Below are 13479 nucleotides of genomic sequence, written 5' to 3'. Positions count from 1 at the left end.
TGGTACGGTGTCGAACCTGGCCGCCAGGGTATCGCACCGATCGGTGAATCAGCCCAGCGAACTCTGTAAAGCTATGTGCCGCAACTATTCTGCTTGCATTCGCGCATCTCGGTCCGCCTTGGCCAGCGCGTCGAGCAGCGCATCCATCTCACCGTCCAGAAGTGAGTCGAGGTTGTGGGCCTTGAAGCCGATCCGGTGGTCGGTGATGCGATTCTCGGGGAAGTTGTACGTTCTGATTCGCTCGGAGCGGTCGACGGTGCGCACCTGACTGGCCCTACCGGCCGAGGCCTCTTCGTCGGCCGCTTCTTCTGCTGCTGCCTGCAGGCGAGCGGCGAGCACCTGCATCGCGCGCGCCTTGTTCTGCAGCTGCGAACGCTCGTTCTGGCAGGTGACCACGATGCCCGTGGGAAGGTGCGTGAGCCGGACTGCGGAGTCGGTGGTGTTGACGCCCTGGCCGCCTTTGCCGGATGAGCGGTACACGTCGATGCGCAAGTCGGACTCGTCGATCTGCACCTCCTCGACCTCGTCGGGTTCGGGGTACACCAGGATGCCGGCCGCGGAGGTGTGCACGCGCCCCTGCGATTCGGTCACCGGCACTCGCTGCACGCGGTGGACGCCGCCCTCGAACTTCAGCCGCGCCCACACGCCGTCGAGCGGATCCTTGGTCTTGATCGACAACGTCGCGTCCTTGTATCCACCCAGGTCCGAGACGTTCGCGTCGAGAACCTCGACGCGCCAGCCGCGGCGTTCTGCGTAGCGCACGTACATCCGCGCCAGATCGGCCGCGAAGAGCGCCGATTCCTCGCCGCCCTCACCCGACTTGACCTCCATCACGATGTCGTCGCCGTCGTGCGGGTCACGTGGTGCCAGCAGATCGGTCAGCGTCTGCTCGAGCTGCACCACGGTCGCCTCGAGGTCGGGGATCTCGGCCGCGAACGACGAATCGTCGGCGGCCAGCTCTCGCGCGGCTTCGAGATCGTCCTGCGCGGACGTCAGCTTGGTGTGTGCAGACATGATGGGTGCCAGCTCGGCGAACCTCTTGCCTGCTCTTCGGGCCGCAGACGGGTCGTTGTGCAGAGCGGGGTCGGCCAGTTGCTGCTCGAGCCCGGAGTGTTCGGCGAGGATGTCGTCGATGGCCGAAGGCTTCACTGTTCTCGCCATGGGGATGACTCACTCTCGAACGCGGGTGCAACTGGATGTGGACACAAAAAAGCCGACGCCCGTCCTGTGAATCACAGGACGGGCGTCGGCGGAACAGCTAGCTGTCTGCGTCGGCCTTCTTGCCGGCGCGCTTGCCGTAGCGAGCCTCGAAGCGAGCGACGCGGCCGCCGGTGTCGAGAATCTTCTGCTTGCCGGTGTAGAAGGGGTGGCACTGCGAGCAGACCTCGACGCTGATGCGCTCTTTGTCGGTGGTGCTTCGGGTCTCGAAAGTATTGCCGCAACCACAGACGACTGTCGTCAGTGTGTAGTCGGGGTGAATTCCTGCCTTCATGGTGTCCTTACCGTTCTTTGTAATGGTCGCCGGGTCGCCTTCGCCGATCGAAGACGTGAACCGGAACCGGACTCGGCCGTTGATTATGCCAGAGCGTGCATCCGCCCTGCTAATCGTCGGTACTTCTGTGCCGACAGATGCTTACAACGCACGCACCTGCCGGCTTGTTCCCCGGGCAAAAGATCCGGGGAACACCCGGTCAGTCGTTGTTGCCGCCCGGCGCGGTCTTGGAGACCTCCATGAGGAATTCCAGGTTGTTCTTGCTCTTCTTCAGGCGATCGACCAGCAGGTCTATGGCTTGATGCGAGTCGAGTCCGGACAACACGCGCCGCAACTTGTGCACCACTGCCGCCTCGTCGGGAGCAAGAAGCAGTTCGTCGTGGCGGGTGCTGGACGGGTTGATATCGACCGCCGGGAACACGCGGCGCTCGGCGATCTTGCGATCGAGCTTGAGCTCGGCGTTACCGGTGCCCTTGAACTCCTCGAAGATCACGGTGTCGCCGGTGGATCCGGTTTCGACCATGGCCGTGGCGATGATCGTCAACGATCCGCCGTGTTCGATGTTTCGAGCCGCGCCCAGGAATCGCTTCGGCGGGTACAGCGCGGTCGAGTCGACACCACCGGACAGGATTCGGCCCGAAGCCGGGGAGCTGTTGTTGTACGCACGTCCCAGACGGGTGATCGAGTCGAGCAGAACAACGACGTCCTGGCCGGCTTCGACCAGGCGCTTGGCACGTTCGATCGCCAACTCGGCTACCGCGGTGTGGTCGCCCGGCGGCCGGTCGAACGTCGAGGCGATGACCTCGCCCTTGACTGAGCGCTGCATGTCCGTGACTTCCTCGGGACGCTCGTCGACGAGGATGACCATCAGATAGCACTCGGGGTTGTTGATGGCGATCGCGTTGGCAATAGCCTGCAGAACGCTCGTCTTACCTGCCTTCGGCGGGCTGACGATGAGCGCACGCTGGCCCTTGCCGATCGGCATCACCAAGTCGATGATGCGCGTGGTGAGGATGTTCTGCTGTGTCTCGAGACGCAGCCGCTGATTGGGGTACAGCGGGGTGAGCTTGCCGAATTCCGGACGCTTGCGGGCGGCCTCGACCTCTCCCCCGTTGACGGTGTCCAATCGCACGAGCGGGTTGAATTTCTGCCGCTGGCTCGACTGCTCACCTTCGCGTGCCACTCGAACTGCGCCGGTGACAGCATCGCCGCGACGAAGACCGTTCTTGCGAACGAGGTTCATCGACACGTAGACGTCGTTCGGTCCGGCAAGGTAGCCCGAGGTACGGACGAACGCGTAGTTGTCGAGAACGTCGAGAATGCCGGCTACCGGCTGAAGAACATCGTCCTCGCGGATCTCGGTGTCGCGCTCGCGTCCGCCGCCACCGTCGTTGCCCTCGCCACGATCGCGTCCACGACGCCGCTCACGGAACCGACGACCCCGACGTCCGCGGCCTTCACCGTCATCGTCCTGGTCGTTGTCGCGGCTGTCACGGGGACCGTTGTTGCGACCCTCGTTGCGGTTGTCGTTGCGACCGTCGCCTTGATTGCGATTGCGCCCGCCACGGTCGTTCTGGTTGCGGTTGCCGTTCTCACGGTTGGAGTCGCGGTTCGAGTTGTCCCGATCGCCCTGGTTGCGGCCCGCGTTGTCGCGATTGCCGCCGTCCCGGTCACCCTGATTGCGATCGGCCTGGTTGCGGTCACCCTGGTTGCGGTCGTTCTGGTTGCGGTTGCCGTTGTCGGTGTCACGCGGTTCGCGCTCGGCACCGTCCTGACGGTTTCGCTCGCCGCGGCTGCGGCGTGGCCGCTCCGTCGCGGCGTTGTCGCCGGACTCGTCCTGTTTATCGGTGGTCTCCGCTGCAACGGTCGAATCCGCGGTCGCGGGGGCCGATGCGGCCGTGTCGGCGCTGCCGTCCAGTGGCAACTGGTCGGGCGCACCTGCGCGGCGACCCGCAGCACGGCGGCCCCGGGTGCGACGGCCTGCTTCTGGTGCAGCGTCCGACGTCTCGGCAACCGGCGCATCCGCAGCAGAAGGCTCGGGAGCAGTGTCGGTTGCGGGTCGTTCGTCGGCAACCGGTGTCGACGCAGCAGCGCGTCGAGCCTTGGGTGCGTCGGACTTGGCTGCGTCGGACTTCGGCGCAGCGGATTTGGTCGGCGAAGTGCCCGATTGGCGCTCGGTGATAGCCGCGATCAGGTCGCCCTTGCGCATACCGGAAACGCTCTTGATACCGAGTTCGCCAGCGAGGCTGCGCAGCTCGGTGAGAACCATTCCGGACAGGCCAGCACGTCGGCGTGACGTTTCGGGCGCAGAGATAAGTTCCGTATCGGTCACGGAGGTCCTTTCCTTCCCTCGCTCGCTCGATGCGCAGCCGAGGGTTCGTTCCGCAGTTCGACGTTCTGCCGAACTCGGATATTGCCGTTCATGTTCGACGCACTCCGTCGACGACACCATCGATCCGAGACCGCAGAGAACCACGGGGAGGATCGAGTCAGGAGCGTCACATCACTCGGACGTTTGAATCCCCCGAATACAGCGACCTGATTGCCCTGACGAAACCGGCGTCTGAAGCGCACGATGTACGGACAGGGTTCACCATAGCGCCGTTGTCCCCACTCGGCAAGAACCCTACTCGGCGTTTGTCAGGTGATGGTCACTCCGTCGGCCACCTCCAGGTCGAGTACCCGCCACCCCTCGGCCGACGCGGCATCGCGCAGATCGGCCGGAAACTCCTCGGTGCACAGCGCCATGACCGTCGGCCCAGCGCCCGACACGACCGCCGCGATGGACCGCGCGCGGAGTGCGGCGATCCACCGTGTGGTGTCCGGTAACGCCTGAGCGCGCTGACCCTGATGCAGCAGGTCCTCCGTCGCGGACATCAACAGATCCGGCCGTTCGGTGAGCGCCACCACCGCGAGTGCACTTCGGCTCACGTTGAAGGCCGCGTCACGGTGGGGCACCAACTCGGGCAACAGACCCCGGGTATGCGAGGTCGACGAGCGCTCGGACGGTACGAGCACGACAACCTTGATACTCGGATGCACCTCGAGCCGAACGGCTGCGTACTTCCGCGCCGTCACACTGGCATTGGGCGGTTCGCTCCACGACACCACGGCACCACCGAGGCAACTCGCCGACGCGTTGTCCGGATGACCCTCGAACTCCGACGACAGTTGGACGAGCTGACTCTCGGAGAGCGCGAGCGCCGGATCCACCTTCGCGGCGAGCGCGTTCGCGGCAGCGAGCCCACCGACCACAGCCGAGGCCGAGGAACCGAGCCCACGCGAGTGTGGAATCACGTTGCGGCAGTGGATATCCAGGCCATCGGCCCACACTCCGGCAGCTTCGAGCCCACGCTCGATGGCGCGCACCACCAGATGCGTCGGACCCCACGGCACGTCCGCCGAACCCTCACCGTCGACGTGAATCCGCAGTCCCGACGCGGTGGTCGTGACCTCGATCTCGTCGTACAGCCCCAAAGCTATTCCCAGACTGTCGAATCCGGGTCCGATATTGGCACTGGACGCCGGGACGCGCGCGGTCACGGTGAGCCCGATGGGGAGTGTCGTCGTCATTGCCGGGGATTCCGTCAACTCAGGCCAGCTCGAGCGCAGCCGCGACAGCGACGGGATCGACCGAAATGGGTTCTACGACAGGCATTCCCGAGAGTGCTGCATCGGGATCCTTGAGTCCGTTCCCGGTCACGGTGCACACGACGGTCAGCCCTGGCTCGAGCCACCCTTCCTTTCGGGCTGCGAGGAGCCCGGCGACGCTGGCCGCGGAGGCGGGCTCGACGAACACGCCCTCGGTCTTCGCGATCAATCGGTACGCCTCGAGGATCTCCTCGTCGGTCGCCGCGCGGAATGCACCGTTCGATTCTTCCTTGGCGTTGACGGCACCGTTCCAGGATGCGGGCGAACCGATCCGGATTGCGGTGGCGATCGTTTCCGGATCCTTCACCGGTGCACCGTGAACCAGAGGAGCGGCACCTGCGGCCTGGACTCCGAGCATCCGTGGCGTGCGCGTGGTGAGACCGTCACGGAAGTACTCCGAGTAGCCGCGCCAGTACGCGGTGATGTTGCCTGCGTTTCCGACCGGCAGTGCATGGATGTCCGGTGCGTCGCCGAGGGCGTCGCAGATCTCGAAGGCCGCGGTCTTCTGGCCCTCGATGCGGACGGGGTTGACGGAGTTGACCAGGCCGATGGTCGGAAACTCGGCCGTGGTCTTGCGAGCCAGTTCGAGGCAGTCGTCGAAGTTGCCCTGCACCTGAATGATCTTGGCTCCGTGCATGACTGCCTGGGCCAGCTTGCCCATGGCGATCTTGCCCTGCGGAACCAGTACCGCACAGCTCATTCCGGCCTTGGCCGCATAGGCGGCTGCGGAGGCCGAGGTGTTGCCGGTCGAGGCACAGAGAACGGCTTCCTGGCCTCGGGCGAGCGCGTCGGTGACGGCCATGGTCATCCCGCGGTCCTTGAAGGAGCCGGTGGGGTTGAGCCCCTCGACCTTCAGATGCACTGTGCACCCGGTCAGTTCGGACAGGTGCCCGGCCGGCAGCAACGGGGTACCGCCCTCGCGCAGCGTGACGGTCTTCCAATCCGGGCCGATCGCCAGACGCGATCGGTATGCCTCGATCAGGCCGGGCCAGGGGGTGTGGACGCTCATACGGTGGTGCCTTCCAATCGGAGAACGCTGGCGACGTGCACGACGACGTCGAGCTGCTCGAGGGATGCAACGGTGTCGGACAGTGCGGAATCGGCCGCGAGGTGCGTGACGACGACGAGCCTGGCTCCGTCACCCGAGCCCTGCTGACGCACTGTGGAGATGCTGACGTCGCGCTTGGAGAACTCGGCCGCCACCGTGGCGAGAACGCCGGGCTTGTCCGCGACCTGCATGCTGACGTAGTAGCGAGTGAGGATGTCACCCATGGGGGCCACCTTGAGCTTGGCGTACTTCGATTCGAGCGGGCCCCGTCCGCCGTAGAACTTGTTGCGTGCGGCCATGACGAGATCGCCGAGCACCGCGGACGCCGTCGGAGCACCGCCTGCACCCTGGCCGTAGAACATCAGGCGTCCGGCGGCCTCTGCTTCGACGACCACGGCGTTGAACGCACCGTTCACCGACGCCAACGGGTGGTTCAGCGGAACGAGCGCAGGGTAGACCCGAGCGGAGATTCGCTCCTTGCCCTTGGGCGTGACGATCCGCTCGCAGATGGCCAGCAGCTTGATGGTGCAGTCAAGGGATTTCGCGGTTTCGAGATCGTCCGAGGTGATCTTGCTGATGCCCTCGCGGTAGACGTCGCCGGCCGTGACCCGAGTGTGGAATGCGATGGACGCCAGGATGGCAGCCTTCGATGCAGCGTCGTAGCCCTCGACGTCGGCGGTCGGGTCGGCCTCGGCGTAGCCCAGACGCCCTGCCTCGGCGAGAGTTTCGGCGTAATCGGCTCCGGTCTCGTCCATGGCCGAGAGGATGAAGTTGGTGGTGCCGTTGACGATGCCCGCGACCTTGTTCACGCGGTCACCCGCGAGGGACTGCATCAGCGGGCGAACAACCGGAATCGCTCCGGCCACCGCGGCCTCGAAGTAGAGGTCCGCGCGCGACTTCTCGGCCGCGTCGGCGAGCTCTCCGGTGTACTCGGCCAGCAGAGCCTTGTTCGCCGTGATGACGGACTTGCCCTTCTCGAGGGCCGACAGCACCAGCTTGCGGGGGATGTCGATCCCACCGAGCACCTCGACGACGATGTCGACGTCGTCGCGGCCGACCAGTTCGGCCGGATCGTCGGTGAGCAACTCGGCCGGCACTCCACGATCGCCGTCGATTCGACGCACAGCGATTCCTCGAATGGCCAGTGGCGCACCGATTCTCGCCTCGAAGTCCTCGGCGTTCTCGGTGAGGATGCGGACGACCTCGCTACCGACGTTTCCGAGTCCGAGTACGGCGACGCCTATCGGCTTCGATGTCATGGGTGAACCTCCAAGCTGAGCAGATCTTCGATGGTTTCCCGCCGCAGGATCAGGCGCGAATGCCCGTCCTTGACCGCAACCACAGCGGGCCGCGTCAGCAGGTTGTAGCGACTGGACATGGAGTAGCAGTAGGCCCCGGTGGCCGCTACCGCGAGCAGGTCACCCGGCCCGACGTCTGCCGGCATCCATGTGTTCTTGATGACGATGTCGCCACTCTCGCAATGCTTTCCGACCACTCGAGCCACGACGGCCTCGGCATCGCTCGACCGGGAGACCAGTCGGCAGTCGTATTCGGCCTGGTACAGAGAGGTGCGAATGTTGTCGCTCATTCCGCCGTCGACGCTGATGTACCGCCTGCGCGTCGACTTGTCGACGGTGACATCCTTGATCGTGCCGACCTCGTAGAGCGTCACGGTGCCCGGTCCGGCGATGGCGCGGCCGGGCTCGACGGCGATCGTCGGCACCGGTAGTCCTACTGCGGCGGACTCCGTCTCCACGATGGCGGTCAACTTCGCCGCGAGCTGCTCCACCGGGGGCGGATCGTCACTCGGCACGTACGAGATACCCATGCCGCCACCGAGATCCAGCGTCGAGATCTGTGCGGTCTTGTCGACGCCGAACTCCGAGACGATGTCTCGCAGCAATCCGATGACCTTGTGCGCTGCCAGCTCGAAGCCGTCGACTTCGAATATCTGCGAACCGATGTGACTGTGCAGTCCCACGAGGCGAAGGTTGTCGGCAGCGAACACGCGCCGGACCGCCTCGAGGGCCGAGCCGTCGGCGAGCGAGAAGCCGAACTTCTGATCCTCGTGTGCGGTGGCGATGAACTCGTGCGTATGGGCTTCGACGCCGACGGTGATCCGAATCAGAACGTCCTGCACCACACCGGCCGCGCCGGCAACGCCGTCGAGACGGTCGATCTCGATGTTGGAGTCGAGAACCACATGCTCGACGCCTGCGCGCACGCCCGCCTCGAGCTCGGCGACCGATTTGTTGTTGCCGTGCATGGCAATTCGGTCAGCCGGGAATCCGGCGGCCAACGCGATGGCCAACTCGCCTCCGGAGCAGATGTCGAGGGAGAGCCCTTCGTCGGCCACCCACCGCGCGATCTCCCCACACAGGAAAGCCTTGGAGGCGTAGTGAACTCGTTCGGGCGCCCCGAAGGCGGCGGCCATTTCACGGCAGCGCGAACGGAAGTCGTCCTCGTCGATGACGAACAACGGTGTGCCGTACTGCTCCGCGAGATCGGTGACCGACACTCCGGCGAGACGGACGGTGCCGTCCTCGCCGCGCTCGGCGTTGCGGGGCCACACCTGCTCGGGCAGCGTCGTCATCTCCGACGCGTCGGCCGGGCGATGGGACATCGACTCTTTCGCGGGGGCATCGGCATGCTTGGGTCCTGCCGGATGTGCGCTCACATGCGCTCCGGTGCGCTGACCCCGAGCAGTTCGAGGCCGTTGGCCAGGACCTGCCGGGTCGCGTTCCCCAACGCCAGTCGTGCGGTGTTCACAGGTCCGGGCTCCTCGTCTCCTTGTGGAAGTACTCGACACGCACCGTAGAAACGGTGGTAGGCCCCCGCCAGCTCTTCGAGGTAGCGGGCGATCCGGTGTGGTTCGCGAAGTTCGGCGGCACTGGCCACCACTCGTGGGTACTCGCCGATCGTCCTGATCAGCTCGCCTTCTTGCTCGTGGGTGAGCAGGCTCAGATCCGGCCGCTCCGCGCTGATGCCCAACTCGGCGGCGTTGCGCGCGAGCGAGGCAAGGCGGGCGTGGGCGTACTGGACGTAGTACACCGGGTTCTCGTTGCTCGCGCTCGCCCACAGGGCCAGATCGATGTCGATGCTGGAATCGACGGACGAGCGGATCATGACGTAGCGGGAGGCGTCGACGCCGATGGCGTCGACCAGGTCGTCGAGGGTGATGACGGTTCCGGCGCGCTTGCTCATCTTCACGGCAACGCCGTCGCGGACCAGGTTGACCATCTGTCCGATGAGCACCTCGACGGTCTCTGGGTCGTCACCGAACGCAGCCGCGGCTGCCTTGAGCCGCCCGATGTATCCGTGGTGGTCGGCCCCGAGCATGTAGATACACAGGTCGAAGCCGCGCTGGCGCTTGTTCTGGAAGTAGGCGATGTCGCCGGCGATGTAGGCGGCGTTGCCGTCGCTCTTGATGACGACGCGATCCTTGTCGTCACCGAAGTCGGTGGACCGCAGCCACCAGGCCCCGTCCTCCTCGTACAGGCTCCCCGAGGCCTTGAGGTACTCGACCGACTTGTCGACGGCTCCGGACTCGAACAGCGAGTTCTCGTGGAAGTAGACGTCGAAGTCGACGCCGAACTCGTGCAGGTTCGCTTTGATCCGATCGAACATCAGCTCGGTGCCGATGGACCGGAACGCCTCTTCCTGTGCCTCGGTGTCCAGCGCGAGCGCGTCGGGTCGCTCGGCAAGCACGTGCGCTGCGATTTCTGCGATGTATTCGCCCGCGTAGCCGTTGTCGGGTGCAGGCTCACCCTTCGCGGCGGCGATGAGCGAGTGAGTGAAGCGCGAGATCTGAGCGCCGTGATCGTTGAAGAAGTACTCGCGGGTGACCTCTGCGCCGTGGGCGGTCAGGATGCGACCGAGTGCATCGCCGACGGCTGCCCATCGGGTTCCACCGAGGTGCACCGGACCCGTGGGGTTGGCCGAGACGAACTCGAGGTTGACCTTCTTGCCTGCCATCGAGGATCCGTTGCCGAATGCCGATCCTGCGGCGAGGACGCGGGCAACTATCTCGCCCTGCGCTGCAGCGGCCAGCCTGATGTTGAGGAATCCGGGGCCCGCGACGTCGGCGTCGGCGATCGCGGCATCGGCTGCGAGAGCCTCGGCGAGCCAGCCGGCGAAGTCACGGGGATTGGCTCCGGCCTTCTTCGCGACCTGCAGGGCCACGTTGGTTGCGTAATCACCGTGCTCGGGATTGCGGGGACGCTCGACGGTCAGCTTCGCAGGGAGAACGGATGCGTCCAGGCCACGGTCGGCAAGCACCTTCGCGGCGGTCGCGTGCAGCAGTTCGGCAAGATCGGCGGGAGTCACAGGTAGCTATCCTATTGGCTGGTGCGCGGCGAACTCGCATCCACTGCCCGTCTGCCCGCGAGCCCCCTCGGTCGATGCGGTCCACGCGGGCTCTGAGCGCGCTCTCAGACAGAGAACGTACAGTGAGGGCGCTCTGCACCGACGGCCCTCGATCAACGCCGTCACCAGCAGATACGCTTCACCAGCGCCAACGACCACCACCTTTCCTCGACTGAGAGAGCAACTACAGCGATGCCAACGGGTCCCGACAAAGGCAGTCAGAACAAGTCGGCTGCGAAGGCGGACAAAGCCATCAACGCAGCCAACAAGAAGTCAGCTCGCAAGAAGAAGGGCGGCGTGCCCACCGCCACGGGCAGGCAGATTCCCTGGCTGACGGTTGCCGGTGTCGTTGTGGTCGTCGGTCTCGTCGCAGGCCTCGGGATCAATCTGTATCCGAAGTACCAGGACCGAGCAGAGGCGCAGAAGTTCGAGCCCAGCGAGGCCAATCAGGATCCGTCGACCGGCATCGACGGCGTGACCGTGCAGGAGTACCCCGCGGCTCTGCACGTCGGACGCACGCAACGGGTCGCCTACGACCAGACGCCGCCGTTCGGTGGACCGCACGATGCGGTGTGGGCCACCTGCACGGGAATCGTCTACCCCGAGGCCATTCGCACCGAGAACGCCGTGCACTCCCTCGAGCACGGTGCCGTCTGGGTCACGTACAACCCCGACGATCTGAACGCGGACCAGGTCGAGTCACTGGCCGATCGCGTCGACGGTGAAACGCAGATGATGATGTCGCCGTACCCGGGCCTCGACTCCCCGGTCTCGCTGCAATCCTGGGGCCACCAGCTCAAGCTCGACAGCGTGGACGACGAACGCATCAGCCAGTTCATCTCGGCACTGCGCCTCAACCGTTTCGCCTACCCGGAGGTCGGTGCCAGCTGCGCATCGGTACCGGGCACGGGCGACAATGCCTTCGATCCGGACAACCCGCCGCTGTTCGACGCCTCCGCGCCCGGCCCGGACGCCGTTCCGATGGACGGTGCCGGGATCACTCCCGACCCCAGTGAGACCGGCGGTGCCGGCGGACTGCCCGGTGGAGCGCAGCTGCCCAGCGATCTCCAGATCCCCGCCAGCTGATGACCGCACCGACACCGACCGATGATGCGGCACGCACCATGTCTTCGACGAAGCCGAGTCAGCGCACCGCGCTGGTGGCGCTGGCCCTGATCGCCGTCCTGGCGATCGGGTTCGCGCTGGGCTTTCTGGTGGGGAATCCGTTCCGCGACGATGACAACTCGCCTGCCGCGGACTCGGTCGATGTCGGTTTCGCACAGGACATGACCGTGCACCACAACCAGGCCATCGAGATGGCCGCGGTGGCATTGACCAATGCTCCCGATCAGGGCGTCAAGAGCCTGGCGTTCGACATGCTCACCTCGCAGCAGAATCAGGTGGGGCAGATGCAGGGCTGGTTGGCTCTGTGGGACCGAGCGCCGATCGCGACCGACGGCTACATGACCTGGATGACCGAGGACGACTCTCATGGTCACTCGATGGGCGGGATGTCCATGGACCCCGGATCCTCGGATCCCACCCGGGCCATGCCGGGCATGGCCAGTTCCACTGAACTCGCCGCGCTTCGGCAGGCGACGGGCACGGACGTCGACGTGATGTTTCTGCAGCTCATGCTGCGCCACCACGAGGGCGGCCTGGCGATGATGGAGTACGCGCAGACTCACGCGCAGTCTCCTGCGGTGATCAACCTGGCGGGGTCCATGGTTGCGACTCAGACCAGCGAGTCGACGCTGATGAAGCAGATGCTCGCCGAGAAGGGTGCGCAGCCGCTGCCCGAGGGGTGATTTCGACTCCCGTCGCACATGCGCTAGTCTTTCGTACAGCCCAACAGGCACACCGGTTCGTCCGGTGCGCCCCCGTAGCTCAGGGGATAGAGCGTTCGCCTCCGGAGCGAAAGGCCGCAGGTTCGAATCCTGCCGGGGGCACACATCTTTCACGCATGTCATCGACGCACGGTGGCTGCTCGAACGAGACGGTGGACTTCGATGTCCGAGAATCTCCCCCCTTTCGACACCGTCGTCGACGATCTGTATTCGCTCCCTCTCGCTGATTTCGTCTCGCATCGCGCCGCATACGCCACTCGGTTCAAGAAAGCCGGCGACAAAACCGGCGCTACCCGAATCGGTGCCCTTCGCAAGCCCACGGTCGTCGCGTGGTTGGTCAACGGGCTCGCCCGTCGAGACGAATCGGCCCTGGCGGAACTGTTCGACCTCGGTGAGCAACTCGAACGAGCCCAGCAGCGCGGCGACGGCCCCCGACTGCGTGAATTGTCCACTGCTCGAAGCACTTCGATACGCACCCTGACCGATCGAGCCGTCTCGCTGGGACGCGACCTCGGGGCGACCGTCGGCGACAACGCTGCGCGCGAGATCTCCAACACCCTGAACGCGGCGATGGCCGATCCGGAGATTCGCGACCGCGTACGAGCGGGCCGAACCGTCACGGCCGAAACCTACAGCGGCTTCGGGCCTGCACTGCTCTCCCTCGTTCCCGACCCGCCCGACGACGACGAGGCCCACGGGGTACCGGACACCACCGACGACGCACCCGAGTCCGATCCCGAGGACTCCTCCGAAGCCGAGCAGCTGCGCAAGGCCGAACACAGTCGACTGGTCGCCGAACTCGATTCTGCCGAAACCGCGTTCGATGTCGCACGCGACGCGGCCGAAGCCGCCGACTCCGACACAGAACGTGCCGCGGCCGAACGGCTCAGCGCCACAGAGGAAGTCGAGCGGCTCGAAGCCGAACTGGAGGCTGCCAGAGCCAGAGCGCAGGCTGCGCGGGAAGCAAACGAGGCCAGTGTCGATCAGGCGAAGTCGACGGCCGATGCACTGGAGGCGGCCCGCGCGCGGGTCGTGGAAGCCCGGGCGGCCCTCGACGCCTTGTCCTGACCTACCCT

The 13479-nt window shown here is 65.6% G+C and carries 11 protein-coding genes and 1 tRNA gene; 4 read left to right on the top strand and 8 right to left on the bottom strand.

Annotated elements, in window-relative coordinates:
* Nucleotides 1–84 precede the first annotated feature (84 nt).
* From prfA to argS, 8 genes are all read right to left on the bottom strand, one after another.
* Complete coding sequence (gene prfA, locus MTX34_RS22730) at nt 85–1161, bottom strand: peptide chain release factor 1 (RefSeq protein WP_243597125.1); 1077 nt, start codon at nt 1159–1161, stop codon at nt 85–87.
* A 97-nt stretch (nt 1162–1258) separates the two neighbouring features.
* Nucleotides 1259–1492 (bottom strand): 50S ribosomal protein L31, encoded by a 234-nt coding sequence (rpmE, locus tag MTX34_RS22725; RefSeq protein ID WP_008715081.1) that lies wholly within the window; start codon nt 1490–1492, stop codon nt 1259–1261.
* Between the two features lie 199 nt (nt 1493–1691).
* A complete protein-coding gene (rho, locus tag MTX34_RS22720; protein ID WP_243610890.1) occupies nt 1692–3761 on the bottom strand; it encodes a transcription termination factor Rho in 2070 nt (689 codons plus the stop codon).
* Nucleotides 3762–4132: 371 nt separating this feature from the next.
* The gene (thrB, locus tag MTX34_RS22715; RefSeq protein WP_243597123.1) at nt 4133–5065 is read right to left on the bottom strand and encodes a homoserine kinase; all 933 of its coding nucleotides are present in this window, start codon (nt 5063–5065) and stop codon (nt 4133–4135) included.
* Between the two features lie 19 nt (nt 5066–5084).
* Nucleotides 5085–6152 carry a threonine synthase gene (gene thrC / locus MTX34_RS22710; protein WP_243610889.1) on the bottom strand — a complete coding sequence of 356 codons (1068 nt, stop codon included), beginning with the start codon at nt 6150–6152 and terminating at the stop codon, nt 5085–5087.
* Entirely contained in the window at nt 6149–7450 is a 1302-nt protein-coding gene (locus tag MTX34_RS22705; protein WP_243597121.1) for a homoserine dehydrogenase, read from the bottom strand. The genes thrC and MTX34_RS22705 overlap by 4 nt, the downstream gene beginning before the upstream one ends.
* On the bottom strand, nt 7447–8868 hold the full coding sequence (gene lysA, locus MTX34_RS22700; RefSeq protein WP_243597120.1) for a diaminopimelate decarboxylase: 1422 nt from the start codon (nt 8866–8868) through the stop codon (nt 7447–7449). Before lysA ends, MTX34_RS22705 begins: the two co-directional genes overlap by 4 nt.
* Nucleotides 8865–10517 carry an arginine--tRNA ligase gene (gene argS, locus MTX34_RS22695; RefSeq protein ID WP_243597119.1) on the bottom strand — a complete coding sequence of 551 codons (1653 nt, stop codon included), beginning with the start codon at nt 10515–10517 and terminating at the stop codon, nt 8865–8867. The genes lysA and argS overlap by 4 nt, the downstream gene beginning before the upstream one ends.
* A gap of 231 nt (nt 10518–10748) precedes the next feature.
* Here argS and MTX34_RS22690 point away from each other — a divergent pair, with 231 nt between their 5' ends.
* The 4 genes from MTX34_RS22690 (at nt 10749) to MTX34_RS22675 (ending at nt 13471) form a co-directional block, all read left to right on the top strand.
* The gene (locus MTX34_RS22690; protein ID WP_243610888.1) at nt 10749–11642 is read left to right on the top strand and encodes a DUF3105 domain-containing protein; all 894 of its coding nucleotides are present in this window, start codon (nt 10749–10751) and stop codon (nt 11640–11642) included.
* Nucleotides 11643–11680: 38 nt separating this feature from the next.
* A complete protein-coding gene (locus tag MTX34_RS22685) occupies nt 11681–12364 on the top strand; it encodes a DUF305 domain-containing protein (RefSeq protein ID WP_243597117.1) in 684 nt (227 codons plus the stop codon).
* Between the two features lie 68 nt (nt 12365–12432).
* Nucleotides 12433–12505 (top strand) — tRNA-Arg (locus MTX34_RS22680).
* Nucleotides 12506–12565: 60 nt separating this feature from the next.
* Entirely contained in the window at nt 12566–13471 is a 906-nt protein-coding gene (locus MTX34_RS22675) for a hypothetical protein (protein ID WP_243610887.1), read from the top strand.
* Nucleotides 13472–13479 lie beyond the last annotated feature (8 nt).

Source organism: Rhodococcus sp. ARC_M5, from assembly GCF_022810405.1.
GTDB classification, from domain to species: domain Bacteria; phylum Actinomycetota; class Actinomycetes; order Mycobacteriales; family Mycobacteriaceae; genus Rhodococcoides; species Rhodococcoides navarretei.
The sequence above is the reverse complement of the archived record's forward strand: the minus strand, read 5'-3'. Positions and strand labels throughout refer to the sequence as shown.